Origin of the sequence: Paraburkholderia graminis C4D1M (genome assembly GCF_000172415.1) — a bacterium.
In the GTDB taxonomy this organism is placed as follows: Bacteria; Pseudomonadota; Gammaproteobacteria; order Burkholderiales; family Burkholderiaceae; genus Paraburkholderia; species Paraburkholderia graminis.
Genome location: NZ_ABLD01000017.1, coordinates 75800 through 97857, shown reverse-complemented (window position 1 = coordinate 97857; position 22058 = coordinate 75800). Strand labels below are relative to the sequence as shown.

Sequence of the window (22058 nt, the reverse complement as noted above, 5' to 3'; positions counted from 1 at the left end):
GATGTCGGGCGTTTTATTTTGCGCACGCTGCATGAGCCGCTGTTTGTAACGATAGGTAAAAGGCCCGCTGCCCACAGCCTCCGCACGACGGCTTTTCGGCAAATCGTTACAATTCGAAACGCCTCGGGGATCGAATTCCGCGAGACTGGGTCTCACTAGAAGTCACTCTGCCGAAGACGGAGGTCAAGATGGACAAGCCCAACACGCAACCCGCCACACAAGCTGCCCCGCCGACGCCGCCGACTCAGCGGCGGCTTCATCCGCTCGTCGCGACTGCTGCGGGCGCGGTGATCATCGCGAGCCTCGTCGCCACGGCGGCCGTCACCGGCATGTTCCCGAAGGCGTCGAGCAACGGCGAGCCGACGAATCAGACGCAAGCGGCGCAGGTTGTGCCGCAAAGCGCGCAGCAACAGCAACCCGTGGTCGATTCGGCGGCGCCGGCGAATCCGGCTGCGCAGCAGCCAGCGCAGACAGCCGCCGCACAGCCCGCGGAGCCGCAACGCGCACCCGCACCCGCGCAGCAGCAATACGCCCAACAGCAACCCGCGCCGCAACCACAGGCCGAGCCCGCGCCTCAATACGCTCAGCCACAGCAGCCTGTACAGCAGGCGCATTGCTCGACGTGCGGCACGGTGGTCGCGATTTCCGCGGCGCGTCAGGAAGGGCACGGCACCGGCATCGGTGCGGTCGGCGGCGCGGTGGCCGGCGGCGTGGTCGGCAACCAGTTCGGCAGCGGCAACGGCCGCACCGCGATGACGCTGCTCGGCGCACTCGGCGGCGGGCTCGCCGGCAACTCGGTCGAAAAACATATCCGCAGCACGACGTCGTATTCGGTGCGGGTACGGATGGAAAACGGCAAGACGCGCTACTTCACATATCACGAAGCGCCGCCCTTCCAGCAAGGTCAGCGCGTTCGCGTGCAAAACGGCACGCTCGTCGCGGACTAAACGCGGACTAAACGCGGACTAAACGCCGCGGCGCTTAAACCTCACACGCACACGAAGTCAGCGCGCATAAAAAAGGCGATTCCAATGATGGAATCGCCTTTTTCCTTGCAGCCTCGGCATCCGCCGAAACCGCTTCGCAACCTCAGTAATCCGCGTCTTCAATCCATGCAGCCTGAATCGCCTCGAGAATTTTTTCGTTCGACCGGTTGGGGTCGTCGTCGAATCCTTCCAGCTCCGTGACCCAGCGATGCAGGTCGGTGAAGCGCACCTGCTGCGGATCGACGTTCTGATGCTTGTCGGTCAGGGCCATCGCGATGTCTTGCGTATCGGTCCACTTCATGGCTGCGTCCTCCTGTTAGTGGTTTTCCTTCGCGTGATTGATCGAGTAACGCGGGATTTCAACGACCAGGTCCTGCTCGGCCGGCACGATCGCCTGGCACGACAGACGCGAAGCCGGCTCGAGCCCCCACGCCTTGTCCAACAGATCGTCCTCGTCTTCCTCGGACGGCGTCAAGGCGGCGAAACCCTCACGCACGATCACGTGACAGGTCGTGCACGCGCACGACTTCTCGCAGGCATGCTCGATTTCGATGCCGTTATCGAGCAGGTTGTCGCAAATGCTCTTGCCGGGCACGGCTTCGATCACCGCGCCTTCCGGGCACAGTTCGACGTGAGGCAGCACAACGATTTGAGGCATACATTTTCCGTTTGGGTCTGAGGCGCGGCCTCAAACAGGCTTCGCACCATTTTACTGGCGACGCGCGGAGTTTTTAAGTCCGCGTGTCTTTAAGTCCATCGCGCTCATGGGTTTGCAGCGGCGAACCGCGGCTGGCCACGTGAGCGCAGCAAGCGTCAGATCTCGTCGAGCTTGCGGCCGGCGAGCGCGCGGCGAATGCCTTTGTTCATGCGGCGGGCGGCGAATTCGTCGGTGCCTTCGGCGAGCTTTTTCGTCGCCGCTTCGATTGCGTCGACGTCGTCGCTCTGCGCCACGTCGCGCAAGCCGTTCAGCAGCGCGTCGAGTTCCGCGCGTTCGCTGTCGTCGAGCAGTTCGGCGTCGGCGGCGAGCGCCGCGCCGGTTGCTTCGATCAGACGCCGCGCCTCGACTTGCGCCTCGCGCAGCGCGCGGGCGCGCATGTCGACTTCGGCGGTCGAGAAGCTGTCTTCCAGCATGCGCGCGATGTCGTCGTCGGCGAGACCGTACGACGGCTTCACGACCACCGACGCTTCCACGCCCGAGCCCAGCTCGCGCGCGAACACGGACAAGAGGCCGTCCGCATCCACCTGATACGTCACGCGGATGCGCGCGGCGCCCGCCGCCATCGGCGGAATGCCGCGCAGCTCGAAACGCGCGAGCGAGCGGCAGTCGCTGACGAGTTCGCGCTCGCCTTGCACGACGTGGATCGCCATCGCGGTCTGGCCGTCCTTGAAGGTCGTGAAATCCTGCGCGCGCGCGACCGGAATGGTCGAATTGCGCGGGATGATCTTCTCGGTCAGCCCGCCCATCGTCTCGACGCCGAGCGACAGCGGAATCACGTCGAGCAGCAGCCAGTCGTCGCCGTCCGCGCCCCGGTTGCCCGCGAGCAGATCGGCCTGGATCGCCGCGCCGAGCGCGACGACCTGGTCAGGGTTGAGATTGGTCAGCGGCGGCTGGCCGAAGAACGCTTCGACCGCGCGGCGAATCACCGGCATGCGGGTCGCGCCGCCCACCAGCACGACGCCCTTGATGTCCTTCGTCGCGACTTTTGCGTCACGCAGCGCTTTCTTCGTCGGGCCGAGCGTGCGTTGCACGAGCGACTGTGTGATGGCCTCGAAAGTAGCCTCGGCGATCGTCAGATCGATCCTGGTGCCGTTCGAAAGCGTCGCGGCGAGGGTTGCCTCAGGCGCGTCCGACAACGCCTCCTTGGTCGTGCGCACGCTGTCGAGCAGCAGCCGCACATCTTCCGGCGCGAGCGACTGGGGCGCGATGCCGGCCTGCTGCAGCACGTGGCGATAGAGCGCGTGGTCGAAATCGTCGCCGCCGAGCGCGGAGTCGCCGCCCGCCGCCAGCACTTCGAACACGCCTTTCGTGAGCTTCAGAATCGACAGGTCGAAGGTGCCGCCGCCGAGGTCGTAGACCGCGTACAGGCCTTCGGAGCCGTTGTCGAGGCCGTAGGCGATTGCGGCCGCCGTCGGTTCGTTCAGCAGGCGCAGCACGTTCAGGCCGGCGAGGCGCGCGGCGTCTTTCGTGGCCTGGCGCTGCGCCTCGTCGAAATAGGCCGGCACCGTGATGACCGCGCCGACCAGTTCGTCGCCGAGCGTGTCTTCCGCACGCTGGCGCAGCGTCGCGAGAATTTCCGCCGACACTTCGACCGGACTCTTCACGCCGTCGACGGTGCGGATCTGCACCATGCCGGGCGCGTCGATGAAGTCGTACGGTGCGTTTTCGGCGCCCTCGACTTCCGCCTTGCCGCGGCCCATGAAGCGCTTGACGGAGACGATCGTGTTGCGCGGATCGGTCGCCGCCTCGGCCTTGGCCGCGCGGCCGATACGCCGGCCGCCCTTTTCCAGGTAGCGCACGACAGAGGGCAGCAACACGTGGCCATCTTCGTCAGGCAGCACGTCGGGCACACCGCTGCGCACGGCGGCGACGAGAGAATTGGTCGTGCCGAGATCGATACCGACCGCCAGACGCCGCTGATGGGGCGCCGGTGCCATGCCGGGTTCGGAGATTTGCAGTAAGGCCATCTGGATCTTCTCGGAGCCGCGAAGCCCCGTCCTGAATTTTGCGTTGCTGGATGTAGTGCCAAAGCCGCGTCAGCGCCGATGCGATGCGACGCGATGCGCCGGTATGCGATGCGCTGAACGAGGCTAGCTCTCGAGCCGCTCGATCTGCGAGCCGGTTTCCGACGCCACCCGTTCGATGAACATCAACTGCCGCACCGCCTCGCCCGCCGCCTGGTCCGCGCCGCTGTCGAGCAATGCGCCGAGCTTGTCGAAACGCACGCGCTCTTCGTCGCGCAATTCGCCGAGCAACGCATCGAGCGCGTCGACGTTCTTCGCCGCGGCGGCGTCTTCGATCGCTTCGCGCCATTCCATCTGCTGCATCAGAAACGCCGGCTCCATCGCCGTGTTGTCGTGCGCGCCGATGTCGATGCCGCGCAGATGCAGCAGATACGTCGCGCGCTTGAGCGGATCGCGCAGCGTCTGATACGCCTCGTTCGCGCGCGTCGCCCATTGCATCGCGATGCGCTTTTGCGCGTCGCCGGCGGCCGCGAAGCGGTCCGGATGCACTTGCGCCTGCACCGTGCGATACGCGTGATCGAGCGCGGCGGGATCGAGCGCAAATTGCGCCGGAAGACCAAAGAGGTCGAAGTGGCTATCGTTCAGCGAGGCCATCGGATAGAAGTTTCCGTTCATTCAAAGGAGCGCATGCAAAGCGCAGTCCCGCGGTGCGATCGTGCGATCTTGCGATCTTGCGAAGCAAACTAAAAAGGCGGCCCGCGCCGCCTTTGGTCCGCTCCACGCGGAAGTTCCGGTTATACGCGGAACGACTCGCCGCAACCGCACTCGTCCTTCACGTTCGGATTGTTGAACTTGAAGCCTTCATTCAGGCCCTCGCGCGCGAAATCGAGCTCGGTTCCGTCGATATAAGCGAGGCTCTTCGGGTCGACAATGACCTTCACGCCGTTGCATTCGAATACCTCGTCTTCGGGCGCGAGTTCGTCCACATACTCGAGCTTGTAGGCCAAGCCGGAGCAGCCGGTGGTGCGCACGCCCAGACGCAGGCCCACGCCTTTACCACGACGGATCAGATACTTCTGCACGTGCTGTGCTGCCTTTTCGGTCAACGTAATTGCCATAGCGTTTCTCATTGCGCGGTGCGTGCCGACGCCCCGCTGCCCTGCCTGCATCAAATATCGCTCATGCGTGACGGCGCGAACCCACCGCGCCGTTCGCTTCCGCCGTTCGCTTCAACTCGCCCGATCGCTTTCGAACTCGTGGCTTCAGGCGTGCTGCTGGTCGCCTTCCACTACTGCTGCTTCGCCGTGACGTTGCTTGTAGTCGGCGACCGCTGCCTTGATCGCGTCTTCCGCGAGAATCGAGCAGTGGATTTTCACCGGCGGCAACGCGAGTTCTTCGGCGATCTGCGTGTTCTTGATCGACATAGCCTGATCGAGCGTCTTGCCCTTCACCCACTCGGTGACGAGCGAGCTCGACGCGATCGCCGAACCGCAGCCGTACGTCTTGAACTTCGCGTCTTCGATGATGCCGTCCGCGCCCACGCGGATCTGCAGCTTCATCACGTCGCCGCATGCGGGTGCGCCGACCATGCCGGTGCCGACCGCGTCGTCGTCCTTCGAGAACGAGCCGACGTTGCGCGGGTTTTCGTAGTGGTCCAGAACCTTGTCGCTATAAGCCATGATTACACTCCTTGATTCGTTTCAATCTGCGTATTCGTAAATTGCGCGGTGAACTGCGCGGTAAATTGCGCGATCGTTTCGACTAGCCGGCGCGTCAGTGCGCTGCCCACTGAATCGTCGAAATATCAATGCCGTCCTGGTGCATTTCCCACAGCGGCGACAGATCGCGCAGCTTCGCAATTTTCGTCTTCAGCAGATTGATCACGTAGTCCACGTCCTGCTCGGTCGTGAAGCGGCCCACCGTGAAGCGGATCGAGCTGTGCGCGAGTTCGTCGTTACGGCCAAGCGCGCGCAAGACATACGACGGTTCCAGCGAAGCCGACGTGCACGCCGAACCCGACGACACCGCCACGTCTTTCACCGCCATGATCAGCGATTCGCCTTCGACGAAATTAAAGCTGATGTTCAGGTTGTGCGGCACACGCTTTTCCATGTCGCCGTTCACATAGACTTCGTCGATCTCCGACAGCCCACGCAGCAACCGGTCGCGCAGCATGCGAATGCGCTCGTTTTCCGTTGCCATTTCCTCGCGCGCGATGCGGAACGCCTCGCCCATGCCGACGATCTGATGCGTAGCCAGCGTGCCCGAACGCATGCCGCGCTCGTGACCGCCGCCGTGCATCTGCGCCTCGATACGCACGCGCGGCTTGCGGCGCACGTACAGCGCGCCGATGCCCTTCGGACCATACGTCTTGTGCGCCGAGAAGGACATGAGGTCGACCTTCAGCTTTTGCAAATCGATATCGATCTTGCCGGTGGCTTGCGCGGCGTCCACGTGAAAAATAATGCCTTTTTCACGGGTGATTTCGCCGATTGCCTCGATGTCCTGAATCACGCCGATCTCGTTGTTCACCGACATCACCGACACGAGAATCGTGTCCGGGCGAAGCGCGGCCTTGAACTTCTCGAGGTCGATCAGACCGTCGTCCTGCACATCCAGATACGTGACTTCGAAGCCTTCGCGCTCCAGCTCGCGGCAGGTGTCCAGCACGGCCTTGTGCTCGGTCTTCACCGTGATGATGTGCTTGCCCTTGCTCTTGTAGAAGTGCGCGGCGCCCTTGATCGCGAGGTTGTCCGACTCGGTTGCGCCCGAGGTCCAGATGATTTCGCGCGGATCGGCATTGACGAGCGCGGCGACGTTTTCGCGCGCTTCTTCGACCGCGCGCTCCGCCGTCCAGCCATACGAATGACTGCGCGACGCGGGGTTGCCGAACTGCTCGCGCAGATACGGAATCATCTTGTCCACCACGCGCGGATCGACCGGGGTCGTGGCGCTGTAGTCCATGTAAATGGGCAGGTGGGGAATCTCGTTGTTCATGTATCGCTCCGGGGACGTCGTGTGCTCTGGCTTCTGAATTCGTGATCGCGCTGCGGTATGCCGCGCCGCGTCTTACGAACCGGCCATGTTGAAAACGGAATTAGGACCTTTGGGCGCCACGCGAACCGGCTCGACCGCCGGCGCCTCACTGCGCCTGTCGCGCAGAACGGCCGGCGCGCCTTCGCGCGAACGTTGCTGGTCGACCAGATCTTTCAGCGAGACCGAATCCAGGTACTCGACCATTTTCTGGTTCAGCGTGGACCACAGCTCATGCGTCATGCAATGGCCGTCGTGCTGCTTCGTGCCCTCGCACGAGCCCTTGCCGCCGCATTGGGTGGCGTCGAGCGGCTCGTCCACCGCGATGATGATGTCGGCCACCGTCACGTCTTCGGCGCGGCGCGCGAGATTGTAGCCGCCGCCCGGCCCGCGCACGGACTCGACGATTTCATGACGACGCAGCTTGCCAAACAGCTGCTCGAGGTACGACAGGGAGATATGCTGGCGCTGGCTGATACCTGCAAGCGTCACCGGGCCCTGCTCCTGGCGCAATGCCAGGTCGATCATCGCCGTGACGGCGAAACGGCCTTTCGTGGTGAGTCTCATATGTATGGGGAACCGCTATTCTCGACAAGTTTTGTCAAGTATAAATACATGACCGATTTAGTCAAGTATCCCTCCTGGGATGTGGGTCATTACTTAATTGCTCGCGCGCTTTTTCCCAGCGACGCCGCGACCTAGTCGATCAATTGGGGGCGCAATGCGGCGATGAGCCCGCGGCAAGCCGCCTCGCATTGATCCAGCACCTGCTCGAAACCTTCCGCGCCGCCGAAATACGGATCGACGACTTCGCGCGAGCCGCTCCAGCGAGCGTCGCTTTCGGGCACGAACTCCATCAGCAGGCGAATCTTGTCCTGCTGGTCCGGCGGACACACCTGGCGCAGCGCGGCGACGTTCTTGTCGTCCATTGCGATCAGCAGGTCGAAGCGGTCGAAGTCGATGTCGGCTATCTGCCGCCCACGCAGTGCCGCGAGATCGTAGCCGCGGCCGCGCGCGGCCTGCTGCGCGCGCTCGTCCGGCGGCTGGCCGATGTGCCAGTCTCCCGTGCCGGCGGAGTCGATCAGAATGCGCCCACCGAGCCTCGCCTCGTCGACGAGACGGCGCATCACGGCTTCCGCGGTCGGCGAACGACAGATGTTCCCGAGGCAGACAAAGCAGATGGACACAGTTTTCATCGGAGGCTTCTTTTGCGCTTTTCGGCGCGGTGAGGTGCGAATGGCGGCAAACAAGCCGCGACGCGACGCCCGCCGCGCGGTGCCGCGATTATACAAAGGCGCACGAAATCGCGCCGCGGACGCCGCCCGGCATTGCTTCGGCCGCTCGCGGGCTCAGGTTCAAGTTCAAGTTCAGGACGCCTGCGCCAGAGGCAGCGCGGTCACGTTGCGCAACGGCTTGACCGGCGCCGACGACGCGTCGTCGATCATGCCGTAGGACGCCGCCCGCGCCAGTTCCGCGGTCAGTTGGTCTGCCGCCAGCGGCGCCTGCGAGCCGCGCGCGGCCAGGTCGCCGCAAATGTGCAGATACGCCACGGCCGCCAATCCGACGACCAGTGCGAGAGGCCAGTACACCGCTATTGTCTTTTTCATGATGTCGTTCTTCCAGAGGAGGGGTAGGTAAGCTCATCGCTTACTATGCCCATGACGAATCCTATAGGAATAGCCAATCGGGAAAAACCGGCTCAGGCGCGATACAGCGTTGTCGGAAATGGAACAGTGATTTGATGCGGACACGATCAGGCGCGATCGGCTCACGCCTGGCACGAAAAATAAGTCCTTACAAAAGCATACAAAGCTACCGCCACGGATGCGCATAATTGCGGTCTCATTACTACGAAACCTACTGTCTCGGGCTTGAAATGAAACGCTTCGCACCCTTTGCCGCTGTCGCCGTCGCCGCCCTGCTCGGCGGCTGCGCCGTCTATCCGGACGGCACGCCGATGTACAGCAACGGCTACAGCACCTATGACGGCTACTACGACGCGTACGGCGCGCCCGTCCCGCAGACGAACGTCTACATGGGCTACAGCAATTATTACGGTCCGGGCTATTACGGCGGTCCGGGGCGCTATTACGGTCCAGGATACGGCGGATACCGAGGGCGGCCGTACTACGACGGAGACCACGGCAATCGGGGCGGAAACGGTGGGCCGCATGGCCAACCCAACGGTGGACCTCGCGGCCAGCCCAACGGCGGACCGCCTCCGCAGGGAGCGGTCGCGGGTCCGCGCGGTCCGAGCGGCTCGAATGCGCCGCGGCCCGGCGTCGCGCCGCCGCCCCCGCCGCCGCCCGCGCCGGCGCCAGCACCGCAGGCGGGCGGTCGCGGCGATGCCGGCGCACCCGTGTTGAGAGGCAATCCGGCTCGGGGCATGACGACGCATTAGAGCAGCGCTTTAGCGGCGGTGAACGGGACGCCGCGGGCACGCCGCGGCGTGTCAAGCGACTTGCCACGCGGGCCAGCCTTGGCGTATGGCACCGGCGCCGTCACAACAGCGGTTGGCTCTCGCGAAAACTTCTACCGGCACGTTGCACAACTCACTAGCAGTAGCAGTAGCACTCGCGCGACGGCAGAGCGCCGCCCCAACCTTCTTCAGCCGATATGACTGCGTTGCGCGGCGTACAACTCCCGGAACGTGCGTCCAACCGGCGCGGGCATATCCCGCGTATTCGTCCAGCCGGCGCCGCCCAAAGGCAGCTTCGCAATCGACCGATTGCGCCCGCCCATGCGTTCGAGCACGCGCACAGCGAGTTTCGTGACGAGCGCGTAAGCGTCCGGATGCATCGCCAGAAAACCCCACACTGCGAGACCCGCGCGCTCCTTCCACGGACGCAGGCGCCGTTCAACCTGCTTCTCGCGCAGTTTGCGCAGCAGATCGGACAACGGAATGCCGACCGGACATACGCTATTGCACTCGCCGCACAGCGTGGCTGCTTGCGGCAGATCGAGCGCCTTATCGAGGCCGACGTAGCTCGGCGTCAGCACAGAACCCATCGGGCCGGGATACACCCAGCCGTAGGCATGGCCGCCGACTTTCTGATACACCGGGCAATGATTCATGCACGCGCCGCAACGAATGCAGCGGAGCATCTCCTGAAAATCGCCGCCGATCAGCCCCGTGCGCCCGCCGTCGACGAGCACCACATACATATGCTCGGGCCCGTCCTGATCGCCCTCGCCTCGCGGCCCGGTCAGCACCGAGAAATAGTTGGACGTAGTCTGGCCCGTCGCCGAGCGCGGCAGCAAGCGCATGGCCGTCGCGAGGTCTTCGAGCGTGGGCAGCACCTTTTCGATGCCGGTGACGGCGACATGCACGCGCGGCATCACCGTACACATGCCTTCGTTGCCCTCATTGGTGACGAGCACCACGGAGCCGGTTTCCGCGATCACGAAGTTGCCGCCGGTCACACCCATGTCCGCGCTCATGAAGTGCGGGCGAAGCACCTGTCGGGCTTCCAGCGTCATATCCGGAATTTCGGTGAGCCGCGGCCGGCCGTGCGTTTTGGCGAACAGGTCGGCGATCTCGTCCTTATCCTTGTGGACGACGGGCGCGATGATGTGGCTAGGCGGCTCGTTGTCGTTGATCTGCAGAATGTATTCGCCGAGATCGGTCTCGATGGATTGCACGCCCATCTGTCCGAGCACTTCGTTCAGGCGCATTTCCTCGGTGACCATCGACTTGGTCTTGATCACCTTCTTCACATCGTGCCGGCGTGCAATTTCGCCGACGAGCCGCGCGGCCTCCTGCGTGGTCTCGGCAAAGAGCACCGTGACGCCACGCCGGGCCGCCTCGCGTTCGAACGTCTCGAGCCACACGTCCAGATTTTCGAGCGCCCGGTTGCGGCGCTCCTTCAGTGCGTCCCGCGTGGCGGGAAAGTCGATCGCGGTCAGCGCCGCGGCGCGCGCGGAGACGAACTTGGTGGACAGTTTGGTCAGGTTCTGCTGCAGCCGCTGGTCCGCAAGCTTCTGACCGGCGCGCGCCTTGAATTGCATCGATTGGATTTGCATGGCGGTCCCCTTACCCCGTTACACGTCGCCGGCCAGTACCTGCGCGATGTGCAGCACGCGCGTCGCGGTATCGCCGGTGCGCCTCAGGCGCCCTTCGATATTGAGCATGCAGCCGAGGTCGCCGAGCACCACCGCGCCCGCGCCGCTGTCGCGGATATTCGCGCATTTTTCGTCGACGATCGCCGTGGAGATGTCGCCGTACTTCACCGCAAACGTGCCGCCGAAGCCGCAGCAGTGCTCGCAGCCCTTCATTTCGGTCACCGCGACGCCCACCTGGGCGAGCAGTTCGCGCGGCTGCGCCTTGACGCCGAGTTCGCGCAGACCGGAACACGAATCGTGATAGGTGACCTGTCCGGCGAATTCGCCTGGCTGCAACCGCACTTTCGCGACGTTGACGAGGAAGTCGGTCAGCTCGAACACCCTGGCGCGCAGGCGGCCGAAGCGATTCATCAGTTCGGGGTCGTCGGCGAACAGGTCGCCGTAATGCGCGCGGATCATGCCGCCGCACGAGCCTGACGGCACCACCACGTAGTCGAACTGCTCGAATTCGCGCAAGGTTTTCTCGGCGAGGTCGCGGGCGATGCGCCGCTCGCCCGAGTTGTACGCGGGCTGGCCACAGCACGTTTGCGCCGGCGGCACCACCACTTCAAAACCGGCGCCTTCGAGCAGCTTGATCACCGAAAAACCGATTTCGGGCCGCATCAGGTCGATCAGGCAGGTGACGAACAATCCGACTCGCATGAGCCATCCTCCGGGAAAACGTCCCTGATTATCCGCTGTTTGGCGCACAATACCAACGCCCGGAAGGCATAGGACGAACGCCTCGCCGAATTCGAAGGCCGCTTCCAAGTGCGTTCGCTTTTTTCACGATACGAGATACAATCAGTTTCCGCTGTTTGACGCGTCAACCGATTCTTCTTATGAGCGACACGAACCCGGATCCCAAAACTTCGATCCAGGTGATCGAACGCATGATGCGCCTGCTCGACGCACTCGCCGCGCATAGCGACCCGGTCAGCCTGAAAGAACTCGCCATCCGCACGGAACTGCATCCGTCCACCGCGCACCGCATCCTGAACGACATGGTGATGTGCCGGCTCGTCGACCGGTCCGATCCCGGCACGTACCGGCTCGGCATGCGCTTGCTCGAACTCGGCAATCTCGTGAAGGCGCGGCTGTCCGTGCGCGACGCGGCGCTCACGCCGATGCGCGAGCTGCATCGGCAGACGGGCCAGACCGTGAACCTGTCGGTGCGTCAGGGCGACGAGATCGTGTACATCGAGCGCGCTTATTCCGAGCGTTCGGGCATGCAGGTCGTGCGCGCCATCGGCGGACGCGCGCCGCTGCATCTGACGTCGGTCGGCAAACTCTTCCTCGCCGCCGACGAATCGACGCGCGTGCGCGCCTACGCGACCCGCACGGGCCTGTCGGGCCACACGCAAAACAGCATCACCGACTTAGCCAAGCTCGAGCGCGAACTGTCGCATGTGCGCCAGCAAGCGTGCGCGCGCGACAACGAAGAACTGGAGCTCGGCGTGCGCTGCATCGCCGCGGGCATCTACGACGACACGGGCAAACTCGTCGCGGGTCTGTCGCTTTCGGCGCCGGCCGACCGCCTGCAGGATTCCTGGCTAGGTCAGCTCAGCCAGACGGCGCTTGTGATTTCCGAGGCGCTGGGGTATCGGCCGCAAGCTTCGCAGGATCATGGGCATCATCCGGGCTCGCATGCATAAGTCGTGAGTCCGCGAATCGCAGCGTGCAACGAAAAAGCCCCGCAAATGCGGGGCTTTTCGATTGTGGCGACCGATTCTTCAACCGACCGCAAACCCAGAAACACAGCGCGCTCAGGTGCCTGGTCCGCCGGCGTCCGCGCTCGTGATACGCGCCTGATCGCCGCCGTTGTCGAGCCACGTACGCAGCCGCGTGGCGTCGGCGAAACGCGAGTACTTGCCCGACGAGTCGAGCAGCACGAGCACCATCGGACGGCCATGAATATTGGCTTGCATCACGAGGCACTCGCCCGCTTCGTTGATGAAGCCGGTCTTTTGCAGACCGATCTCCCACGTCGGGTTACGCACGAGCGCATTCGTGCTGTTGTACGCGAGCGTGCGCTTGCCCGTGTACACCTCGTAGCTGCGGTCCGTCGAGAACCGGCGGATCAGCGGATATTGATACGCCGCATTGACCATCTTCACGAGATCGCGCGCGCTCGACACGTTCTGGCTCGTCAAGCCGGTGGGATTCTCGAAGTGCGTGTCGGTCATGCCGAGTTGCCGCGCCTTCGCGTTCATGGCGGCAAGGAACGCCGGCCGGCCGCCCGGGTAGTAGCGCGACAGCGCCGCGGCGGCGCGGTTTTCCGACGCCATCAGCGCGATATGCAGCATGTCTTCGCGCGACAGCACCGAGCCGACGGACAGGCGCGAGCCGGTGTTCTTTTCGTAGTCGCGGTCTTCGTCCGTGACTTCGAGCTGATCGGTCATCGGCTCTTTCGAATCCAGTACGACCATCGCGGTCATCAGCTTCGTGATGGACGCGATCGGCACCACGGCGCGCGAGTTTTTATCGAAGAGCGACTCGCCGGTGTTCTGGTCGACCACGTACGCGACGCTCGAGCGCAGCATCAGTGCGTCCGGCGTCTCGTGCAGGCCGAATGCCTGGCCGACGGTCGGCTGGCGCGGCTCATAGGCAACGCGCCGCACCACCGAGTGGTGACGGCCGTTCGACGTATAGGTCACGCGCTTGCGCTTGACGCTCGCGCGCGGCGCGTCGTCATCAGCGGCGGCGGCCTTTGCGACCGCGCCTTTGCTGCCGGCTTTTACAGCTTTGCCGGAGACCTTGGTTGCGGCGGCGGGCTTCTTGCCGGCCTTCGCGTGCTTCGAAGTTTTTGCGGATGCAGCGGGCGTCGCGGCAAAAGTGCTCACGGGCGTGCCAAGCGCCGCCGCGAGGACCATGGAGGCGGCCACCGACAAAGCGGTGCTGCGCGCCGCGCCGTGGATCACTTTTAGCGACGAAAACATGTCGGTTTTCATGGGTGTTCTGTAGGGAGCGGCGAGAGGGTTCCGCAAGTGTAGTAAAACAACGAAAAATTAGCAATTTGAAGCACTTATCTGCGCTCCTTAAACCAGCTTATAAGCTCCGATCGCAAAAACGCAAATAAGTGCCGCGCTTCGATCGATAAAAACGATCGGAGCGCCGCGCCTCGCCACCACCGTCACCCTGAAAAAGGGTGTGGTCCTTTCAGCATAACGGCAATTTCGAGACAACCTTGATGAGGGGAAACACGGCTGTCGCGGCCAACGAGGTCTCGCGCTGCGGACGCCAGCGAGACAACACGCGCAGCGGACGTTGTCTTAAATGCCCGCTGCAAATCGCAGACGCGCGTTCGACCGGCATCAACGATTAACGTTCCGTGACAGTTTATGGTTTACATCAATTCGCATCCGCGCCGAGCTTTTGTTAAATAGACCCCTCACGGTTTTTTCCGCGGCGCACGCAAAAGCGCCTCGGAGAGGCTGTTGGAGCCGGAACAAAATACCGTTTTCGGACTTTCCACCGGCAAGAACGGTCAATCGTTCCGCGTCATGCGGCTGTCATTCAGAGCGCATAAGCTATTGTTTCCTAAGTGGTTTCTTAAGATTGTGCAATGCACAAAAACCACTTGACATTCCTTGGCGCCATCTTAAAATAGAACTCATTGCTGCGATGCACAATACATCGCGGTCCGGGCAGACGAATTTGTGCGTCTCGCCACCACCCAATGCGGTCGCAGAGTTCGGCCGCGATCCAGGAGCGTAAACCATGACTTTGCTGACCCCCGAGCAATTCGCTGCAGCCCAGAAAGCCAACTTCGAAACGCTGTTCGGCCTCACCACCAAGGCATTCGAAGGCGTCGAAAAGCTGGTCGAACTGAACCTGCAAGTCGTGAAATCCACGCTCGCGGAAAGCCAGGAAAATGCCCAGCGCGCGCTGTCGGTGAAAGACGCGCAGGAACTGCTGGCACTGCAAGCGAGCCTCGCGCAGCCGGTCGCTGAAAAGGCGCTGTCGTATGGGCGTCACGTGTACGAAATCGTTTCGGCAACGCAAGGCGAGTTCGCCCGCGTAGCGGAAGCGCAGTTCGAAGAGCAGAACCGCAAGGTTCAGTCGCTCGTCGAAAACGTCGCGAAGAATGCACCGGCCGGTTCGGAAACCGCTGTCGCCGTGATCAAGTCGGCCATCACTGCCGCCAACACCACGTACGAAACGGTCCACAAGGCCACGAAGCAAGCTGTCGAAATCGCGGAAAGCAACTTCAACGCAGCCGCCACGGCCGCTTCGAAGGCTGCATCGCAAGCCGCTGCGCAAGCTTCGCGCTCGGCCAAGAAGCCGGTCTAAGTTTCCGGTCTGCTTCCAGGCTCGCTATCGGAGCCTGGGTCGACTGACCCGAGGCCTTGCTTCGGGCATCGTTTGCGCCGGCCCAGCTTCATCGCTGCGCCGGCGTTGCTGTAAGCAACAGCGTCGTGCCGTTGCCGCTCACACGGTTTCAATTGGCCGAACGCTCCGATACGTTGAATGACGTATCGTTTGCCCGGCGAAGCGCCGGGATTTTTTTGCGCGGCGTTCGCGGCGTTGCTTCGTTTCGGGCCGCGGCTCGAATGCGATTGAGCTTCAGATGAAAAACGGCGCGCCCCGCAAAGGGCGCGCCGTTTCTTTTTGAGCGCCATCCGCACGCATGCGGATGAGCCAAACGCATTACTTCTTTTTCTGCGGCGGCAAATCGGTACAGACGCCTTCGTACAGTTCGGCGGCCATGCCGATCGATTCGCCGAGCGTCGGGTGCGGATGAATCGTCTTGCCGATGTCTTCCGCGTCCGCGCCCATTTCGATCGCGAGGCACACTTCGCTGATCAGGTCACCCGCATTCAGACCGACGATACCGCCGCCGATCACGCGATGCGTTTCCTCGTCGAACAGCAGCTTCGTGAAGCCCTCGTCGCGGCCGTTGGCAATCGCGCGGCCCGATGCGGCCCACGGGAACACCGCCTTGCCGTACTTGACGCCTTCGGCCTTCAACTGGTCTTCGGTCTTGCCGGCCCACGCCACTTCGGGATCGGTGTAAGCCACCGACGGAATCTGCAGCGCGTCGAAGTACGCCTTCTCGCCGTGAGCGGCTTCGGCGGCAACGTGTCCTTCGTGGACGGCTTTGTGCGCGAGCATCGGCTGACCGACGATATCGCCGATCGCGAAGATGTGCGGCACGTTGGTGCGCATCTGTTTGTCGACGTCGATAAAGCCGCGATCCGTGACCGCCACGCCGGCCTTGTCCGCGCCGATCTTCTTGCCGTTCGGCGAGCGTCCGACCGCGACCAGCACGAGGTCATAACGCTGCGCTTCCGCCGGAGCCTTCTCGCCTTCGAACGACACGTAGATGCCGTCCTCTTTCGCTTCGGCCGCGGTGGTTTTGGTCTTCAGCATGACGTTGGCGAAACGCTTGCTGTTGTACTTTTCCCAGACCTTGACCAGATCGCGATCCGCGCCAGCCATCAGACCGTCGAGCATTTCGACGACGTCGATCTTCGCGCCGAGCGTGGCGTAGACCGTCGCCATTTCGAGCCCGATGATGCCGCCGCCGATCACCAGCATGCGCTGCGGAATCTGACGCAGTTCGAGCGCGCCGGTCGAATCGACCACACGCGGATCTTCCGGAATGAACGGCAGCTTCACCGCTTCAGAGCCCGCGGCGATGATCGCCTGCTTGAACCGGACGACCTTTTTGCCGCCCTCGGTTTGTACTTCCATGTGGTTCGGATCGACGAACGCGCCGGTGCCCGTGACCACTTCGACCTTGCGCATCTTCGCCATGCCGGCGAGACCGCCGGTCAGCTTCTTGACGACGCCCGACTTGAAGTCGCGCAGCTTGTCCAGATCGATCTGCGGTTTGGAAAACGTGATGCCGTGCGCGCCGAGCGCTTCGGCTTCGTCGATGACGAGCGCCGTGTGCAGCAGCGCTTTCGACGGGATACAGCCGACGTTCAGGCACACGCCGCCGAGCGTCGAATAACGCTCGACGAGCACCGTCTTCATACCGAGATCGGCGGACCGGAATGCAGCCGAATAGCCGCCAGGGCCCGAACCGAGCACGAGCATGTCGCACTCGATATCCGCGTTGCCCGAGAAGCTGCCCGCTTGCGGCGCGGGCGCGGCGGCGCCCGGCGCAGCGGCGCGCGGCGCGGCGGCGGGAGCCGGTGCGGGTGCAGGCGCTTTTTCCGCGGCCTTCGGTGTTTCTTTAGCGGGCGCTGCTTCGCCGGACGTTTCGACGAGCGCGATGACGGTGCCTTGCGAGACTTTATCGCCGGCTTTGATACGGATTTCCTTGACGATGCCGGCGGTATCGCTCGGCACTTCCATGGATGCCTTATCGGACTCGAGCGTCAGCAGCGACTGTTCTTTTTCGATCGCATCGCCCGGTTTGATATTGACTTCGATGACATCGACGTCCTTGAAGTCACCGATATCCGGCACTTTTACTTCGACGAGACTCATAGTGTCCCCTAGTCTTGTTGATGGTGATGAGAAGAACCAGCCCCAGGGCCAAAAAACTGGCAGCGCGCCAAACAGAATCACCCTTTGCAGTCCGCCGAAGGACGCGCCTTTCTTTTGCCTACTTTTCTTTGGAAGACAAAGAAAAGTAGGTGCCGCCCCGCACAGGGGCAGCGCCAATAGACCACTAAGAAAACAGGTTCTACAAAAAACGCGGAGATCACAGAAAAAACCAGCGCCCCGCGCAACACCACATCAAAGAATCACACGCCGAAAATCGGCAAGAATCGCCCCAAGATACGCATTGAAGCGCGCAGCCTCAGCCCCGTCGATCACCCGATGGTCATAAGACAACGACAGCGGCAGCATGAGACGCGGCACAAACTGCTTGCCGTCCCACACCGGCTTCATCGCGCCACGCGACAGCCCAAGAATAGCGACTTCAGGCGCATTGATAATCGGCGTGAAGTTAGTGCCGCCGATCCCGCCCAGCGACGAAATCGAGAAGCAACCGCCTTGCATCTGATCCGGCTTGAGCTTGCCTTCACGCGCGGCCTTGGAAAGATCGGTCATTTCCTTCGCGATCTCGACGAGACCCTTCTTGTCCGCATCGCGAATCACCGGAACGACGAGACCGTTCGGCGTATCGGCGGCAAAACCCACGTGGTAGTACTGCTTGAACACGAGGTTGTCGCCGTCGAGGCTCGCGTTGAACGTCGGGAATTTCTTCAACGCCGACACAACGGCCTTGATGACGAACGCCAGCATCGTGATCTTCACGCCGGCCTTTTCGTTTTCCTTGTTCAACTGCACGCGCAGCGCTTCGAGTTCGGTGATGTCCGCTTCGTCGTTGTTCGTGACGTGCGGAATCATGACCCAGTTGCGATGCAGGTTCGCGCCCGAAATCTTCTTGATGCGCGACAGCGGCTTCGCTTCGAACGGGCCGAACTTCGAGAAGTCGACCTTCGGCCACGGCAGCAGATTCAGCTCGCCGCCGCCGGCTGCGGGCGCGGCTGCGCCGGCCGGCGCCGCACGCTGGCCCGTCATCACGCCCTTGATGAACGCGGTGACGTCGGCTTGCGTAATGCGGCCCTTCGGACCTGTGCCCTGAACCTGCGTCACGTCGACGCCGAGTTCGCGCGCGAACTTGCGCACCGACGGCGAAGCGTGGCTCGCGCGGCGCGAACCGCCCTCGCCGGCCGGGATCGAAGGCGCTTGTGCGAGTGCGGACGGAGCGGCCGGTGCGGGCGACGGCGCGGCAGGCGCATCCGACGGCTTCTCGGCTTGCGGCTTGGCCGCAGGAGCCGGCGCGGGCGCCGCAGCGCCGCCTTCGGCTTCCACGACGACGATCACCGAGCCTTCCGACACGGTATCGCCGACCTTGACCTTCACTTCCTTGACGACGCCGGCCGCGGAACTCGGCACGTCCATCGTCGCCTTGTCGGATTCCAGCGTGACCAGCGACTGCTCTTTCTCGACGCGATCGCCGACCTTCACCGCGACTTCGATCACGGGAATGTCTTTGTAGTCGCCGATATCCGGCACTTTGACTTCCTGCAGACCGCCGCCGCTTGCAGCCGGTGCAGCGGCCGGAGCCGCAGCCGGTGCAGGCGCGGGAGTAGCCGCAGGTGCGGGTGCAGGCGCAGCCGCCGGAGCAGCCGCAGCCGCGCCGCCTTCAGCGCCATCCAGCACTACGATCAGCGAACCTTCCGACACGTTGTCGCCGACCTTGACCTTCACTTCCTTGACGACGCCGGCCGCCGAACTCGGCACATCCATCGTCGCCTTGTCGGACTCCAGCGTAACGAGCGATTGCTCTTTCTCGACGGTATCACCCGCCTTGACCAGCACCTCGATCACAGGAATGTCCTTGTAATCGCCGATGTCCGGCACCTTGACTTCGATCGCTTGACTCATTGTTAGTGTCTCCTGGGCCGCGCACGCGACTGCCGCTGCCGGTCGGAACCGGTCAGTGGCGGGCGCGCACGCCGTGGCACACGGGGAATGATGCCTTAGACGGTCATCGGGTTGGGTTTGGCGGGATCAAGGTTGTACTTCTTGAGCGCCTCGGCGACGACCTTGCGTTCGATCGTGCCCTCGTCTGCCAGTGCATTCAACGCGGCAACCGTGACCCAGTAGCGGTCGACTTCGAAGAAGTGGCGCAGCTTCTCGCGCGTGTCCGAACGGCCATAGCCGTCCGTGCCCAGCACGACGAACTTCTGCGGCACGAACGCGCGAATCTGCTCGGTCAGCGCGCGAACGTAATCGGTCGAGGCAATGACCGGACCAGGCGCGCCCTTCAGCAGCTTCTCGACGTGCGAGAGCTTCTTTTCTTCCGTCGGATGCAGCATGTTCCAGCGCTGCACTTCGTGACCTTCGCGAGCGAGTTCCGTGAAGCTCGGCACGCTCCACAGATCGGCGGCGACGCCCCAGTCGTTCTTCAGCAGGTCGGCGGCGGCGATCACTTCGTTGAAGATCGTGCCCGCGCCCATCAGTTGAACACGCGGCGCTTTCTTGTCAGCGTCGGCTTTGCGGAACGCGTACATGCCCTTGATGATGTCGGCCGCTACATGCTCGCCCTGCGGAATCGCCGGGTGCTCGTAGTTCTCGTTCATCACCGTGATGTAGTAGTACACGTCTTCCTGCTCCGCGACCATGCGGCGCAGGCCGTCCTGCATGATGACCGCGAGTTCGTAACCGAACGTCGGGTCATAGCTGATGCAGTTCGGCACCGACGCGGCCCACAGCAGCGAGTGGCCGTCTTCGTGTTGCAGACCTTCGCCGTTCAGCGTCGTGCGGCCCGCCGTGCCGCCCAGCAGGAAGCCGCGCGAGCGCATGTCGCCCGCGGCCCATGCCAGATCGCCGATGCGCTGGAAGCCGAACATCGAGTAGAAGATGTAGAACGGGATCATGATCTCGCCGTGCGTCGAGTACGACGTCGCGGCTGCGATCCAGTCGGACATGCCGCCGGCTTCGTTGATGCCTTCCTGCAGGATCTGACCGGTTTCCGACTCGCGGTAGAACATGAGCTGGTCGGAATCTTCCGGAATGTACTTCTGGCCGTCCTGATTCCAGATGCCGATCTGACGGAACAGACCTTCCATGCCGAACGTACGCGACTCGTCCGGGACGATCGGCACGATGCGTTTGCCGAGCGCCTTGTCCTTCAGCAGGATGTTGAGAATCCGCACGAACGCCATCGTCGTGGAAATTTCGCGGCCTTCGCCCGTGCCCTTCAGGAGCGGCTCGAATGCCGCAAGTTCCGGCACCGGCAGCGACTCGGCCTTCTGACGGCGCGCCGGCAGATAGCCGCCGAGTTCCTGGCGGCGAGCGCGCATGTACTCGAGTTCCTTCGAACCTTCTTCGAACTTGAGGTACGGCACGTTGACGAGGTCTTCGTCGGAGATCGGCAGACGGAACTGGTCGCGGAATTTCTTCAGCTGCTCCACCTGCATCTTCTTCTGCTGGTGGGTGATGTTCATCGCCTGGCCGGCTTCGCCCATGCCGTAGCCCTTGATCGTCTTCGCGAGGATGACGGTCGGCTGGCCCTTGGTCTGCGTGGCTTCGTGGAACGCGGCGTAGATCTTGTGCGGATCGTGGCCGCCGCGGTTCAGGTTCCACACGTCTTCATCCGACCAGTCGGCGACCAGCGCCTTCAGTTCCGGCGTATTGAAGAAGTGCTCGCGAACGAACGCGCCCGACTCCGACTTGTACGTCTGATATTCGCCGTCGACGACTTCCATCATGCGGCGCATCAGCGCGCCCGACTTGTCGCGCTGGAACAGCGCATCCCAGCGGCTGCCCCACACGACCTTGATGACGTTCCAGCCCGCGCCGCGGAATTCGCTTTCCAGTTCCTGGATGATCTTGCCGTTGCCGCGCACCGGACCGTCGAGGCGCTGCAGGTTGCAGTTGATCACGAACACGAGGTTGTCGAGCCGCTCGCGGCCGGCCATGCCGATCGCGCCGAGCGATTCCGGCTCGTCCGTTTCGCCGTCGCCGAGGAAAGCCCAGACCTTGCGGCCGTCGGTCTTCGCGATGCCGCGCGCCTGCATGTACTTCATGAAGCGCGCCTGATAGATCGCCATGATCGGGCCGAGGCCCATCGAGACGGTCGGGAATTGCCAGAAATCCGGCATCAGCCACGGATGCGGATATGACGAGATGCCCTCGCCGCCCACTTCCTGGCGGAAGTTGTCGAGCTGCTGCTCGGTCAGGCGGCCAAGCAGGAACGCGCGCGAGTAAACACCCGGCGACGAGTGACCCTGCACGAATACGAGGTCGCCACCATGTTCGGGCGACGGCGCGTGCCAGAAGTGGTTGAAGCCGACGTCATACAGCGTGGCCGCCGACGCGAACGACGCGATATGGCCGCCGACGTTGGTGTCCTTGCCCGCGCGCAGCACCATCGCGATGGCGTTCCAGCGCGTGTACGAGCGGATGCGGTGTTCGATGTCCTGGTCGCCGGGAATCTTCGCCTGGCGCGCGACGGGAATCGTGTTGATGTACGGGGTGTTAGCGGAGAACGGCAGATGTTCGCCATGCACGCGGGCGAATTCGATCTGTTTCTCGATCAGGTAGTGCGCACGGTCGGGGCCAACAGCAGAAATCACGCCATCCAGCGCTTCCAGCCATTCGCCGGTTTCCTGGGGATCGTCGTCTTTTTCAGCGGCGACATATTTCATGACTTCGTCGGGTACAGCGGACATGCTCGTCTCCTGGATATAGAGGAACGCTCTTTGAACAGACGACGCGGACGAAGCACGGCCGCGGCAGCTTCGGCCGATTGTAATAAGGGTCCCGACGTCCACGCAACAA

20 protein-coding genes are annotated in these 22058 nt (G+C 63.1%); 4 read left to right on the top strand and 16 right to left on the bottom strand.

All coding sequences use genetic code 11. From position 1 onward, the window contains the following. The first annotated feature begins 188 nt into the window (after positions 1-188). Complete coding sequence (locus tag BGRAMDRAFT_RS23175; RefSeq protein ID WP_006051277.1) at positions 189-947, top strand: glycine zipper 2TM domain-containing protein; 759 nt, start codon at positions 189-191, stop codon at positions 945-947. A 142-nt stretch (positions 948-1089) separates the two neighbouring features. Here the strand turns inward: BGRAMDRAFT_RS23175 and iscX are convergent, their stop codons facing one another. The 10 genes from iscX to BGRAMDRAFT_RS23125 all read right to left on the bottom strand — a co-directional run bounded on the left by iscX (position 1090) and on the right by BGRAMDRAFT_RS23125 (position 8308). After that, entirely contained in the window at positions 1090-1287 is a 198-nt protein-coding gene (gene iscX, locus BGRAMDRAFT_RS23170; RefSeq protein WP_006051276.1) for a Fe-S cluster assembly protein IscX, read from the bottom strand. Between the two features lie 15 nt (positions 1288-1302). Next, positions 1303-1644, bottom strand: coding sequence for an ISC system 2Fe-2S type ferredoxin (gene fdx, locus BGRAMDRAFT_RS23165; protein WP_006051275.1), 342 nt, complete (start codon positions 1642-1644; stop codon positions 1303-1305). Positions 1645-1799: 155 nt separating this feature from the next. Further along, positions 1800-3671, bottom strand: coding sequence for a Fe-S protein assembly chaperone HscA (gene hscA / locus BGRAMDRAFT_RS23160; RefSeq protein WP_006051274.1), 1872 nt, complete (start codon positions 3669-3671; stop codon positions 1800-1802). Positions 3672-3794: 123 nt separating this feature from the next. Next, on the bottom strand, positions 3795-4322 hold the full coding sequence (gene hscB, locus BGRAMDRAFT_RS23155) for a Fe-S protein assembly co-chaperone HscB (protein WP_029967488.1): 528 nt from the start codon (positions 4320-4322) through the stop codon (positions 3795-3797). Between the two features lie 140 nt (positions 4323-4462). Next, entirely contained in the window at positions 4463-4786 is a 324-nt protein-coding gene (gene iscA / locus BGRAMDRAFT_RS23150; protein WP_006051272.1) for an iron-sulfur cluster assembly protein IscA, read from the bottom strand. Positions 4787-4930: 144 nt separating this feature from the next. Then, positions 4931-5347, bottom strand: a complete 417-nt coding sequence (gene iscU, locus BGRAMDRAFT_RS23145) for a Fe-S cluster assembly scaffold IscU (protein WP_006051271.1) — start codon at positions 5345-5347, stop codon at positions 4931-4933. 94 nt (positions 5348-5441) lie between these two features. Next, positions 5442-6665 (bottom strand): IscS subfamily cysteine desulfurase, encoded by a 1224-nt coding sequence (locus BGRAMDRAFT_RS23140; protein ID WP_006051270.1) that lies wholly within the window; start codon positions 6663-6665, stop codon positions 5442-5444. A 72-nt stretch (positions 6666-6737) separates the two neighbouring features. Further along, positions 6738-7268, bottom strand: coding sequence for a Fe-S cluster assembly transcriptional regulator IscR (iscR, locus tag BGRAMDRAFT_RS23135; RefSeq protein WP_006051269.1), 531 nt, complete (start codon positions 7266-7268; stop codon positions 6738-6740). Between the two features lie 131 nt (positions 7269-7399). Beyond that, entirely contained in the window at positions 7400-7897 is a 498-nt protein-coding gene (locus BGRAMDRAFT_RS23130; RefSeq protein ID WP_044021756.1) for a low molecular weight protein-tyrosine-phosphatase, read from the bottom strand. 171 nt (positions 7898-8068) lie between these two features. After that, positions 8069-8308, bottom strand: coding sequence for a hypothetical protein (locus BGRAMDRAFT_RS23125; protein WP_006051265.1), 240 nt, complete (start codon positions 8306-8308; stop codon positions 8069-8071). Positions 8309-8577: 269 nt separating this feature from the next. Between BGRAMDRAFT_RS23125 and BGRAMDRAFT_RS23120 the strand changes: the two genes are divergently transcribed. Beyond that, positions 8578-9102 carry a hypothetical protein gene (locus tag BGRAMDRAFT_RS23120; protein WP_044021733.1) on the top strand — a complete coding sequence of 175 codons (525 nt, stop codon included), beginning with the start codon at positions 8578-8580 and terminating at the stop codon, positions 9100-9102. 206 nt (positions 9103-9308) lie between these two features. Here BGRAMDRAFT_RS23120 and BGRAMDRAFT_RS23115 read toward each other — a convergent pair whose 3' ends face one another. After that, the gene (locus tag BGRAMDRAFT_RS23115; RefSeq protein WP_006051263.1) at positions 9309-10724 is read right to left on the bottom strand and encodes a lactate utilization protein B; all 1416 of its coding nucleotides are present in this window, start codon (positions 10722-10724) and stop codon (positions 9309-9311) included. Between the two features lie 18 nt (positions 10725-10742). Next, positions 10743-11465: a (Fe-S)-binding protein gene (locus BGRAMDRAFT_RS23110; RefSeq protein WP_006051262.1), complete on the bottom strand. Its 723-nt coding sequence runs from the start codon at positions 11463-11465 to the stop codon at positions 10743-10745. Between the two features lie 179 nt (positions 11466-11644). Between BGRAMDRAFT_RS23110 and BGRAMDRAFT_RS23105 the strand changes: the two genes are divergently transcribed. Further along, complete coding sequence (locus tag BGRAMDRAFT_RS23105) at positions 11645-12457, top strand: IclR family transcriptional regulator (protein ID WP_006051261.1); 813 nt, start codon at positions 11645-11647, stop codon at positions 12455-12457. Positions 12458-12568: 111 nt separating this feature from the next. Here the strand turns inward: BGRAMDRAFT_RS23105 and pbpG are convergent, their stop codons facing one another. Then, positions 12569-13753, bottom strand: a complete 1185-nt coding sequence (pbpG, locus tag BGRAMDRAFT_RS23100; protein WP_006051260.1) for a D-alanyl-D-alanine endopeptidase — start codon at positions 13751-13753, stop codon at positions 12569-12571. Positions 13754-14522: 769 nt separating this feature from the next. On the opposite strand from pbpG, the gene BGRAMDRAFT_RS23095 reads away from it, so the two are divergent. Further along, positions 14523-15095 (top strand): phasin family protein, encoded by a 573-nt coding sequence (locus tag BGRAMDRAFT_RS23095; protein ID WP_006051259.1) that lies wholly within the window; start codon positions 14523-14525, stop codon positions 15093-15095. A gap of 357 nt (positions 15096-15452) precedes the next feature. Here BGRAMDRAFT_RS23095 and lpdA read toward each other — a convergent pair whose 3' ends face one another. The 3 genes from lpdA to aceE all read right to left on the bottom strand — a co-directional run bounded on the left by lpdA (position 15453) and on the right by aceE (position 21949). Next, complete coding sequence (gene lpdA / locus BGRAMDRAFT_RS23090; RefSeq protein WP_006051258.1) at positions 15453-17243, bottom strand: dihydrolipoyl dehydrogenase; 1791 nt, start codon at positions 17241-17243, stop codon at positions 15453-15455. A 252-nt stretch (positions 17244-17495) separates the two neighbouring features. Continuing rightward, positions 17496-19157: a dihydrolipoyllysine-residue acetyltransferase gene (gene aceF, locus BGRAMDRAFT_RS23085; protein ID WP_006051257.1), complete on the bottom strand. Its 1662-nt coding sequence runs from the start codon at positions 19155-19157 to the stop codon at positions 17496-17498. A 95-nt stretch (positions 19158-19252) separates the two neighbouring features. Beyond that, complete coding sequence (gene aceE, locus BGRAMDRAFT_RS23080) at positions 19253-21949, bottom strand: pyruvate dehydrogenase (acetyl-transferring), homodimeric type (protein WP_006051256.1); 2697 nt, start codon at positions 21947-21949, stop codon at positions 19253-19255. Between the last annotated feature and the right edge of the window lie 109 nt (positions 21950-22058).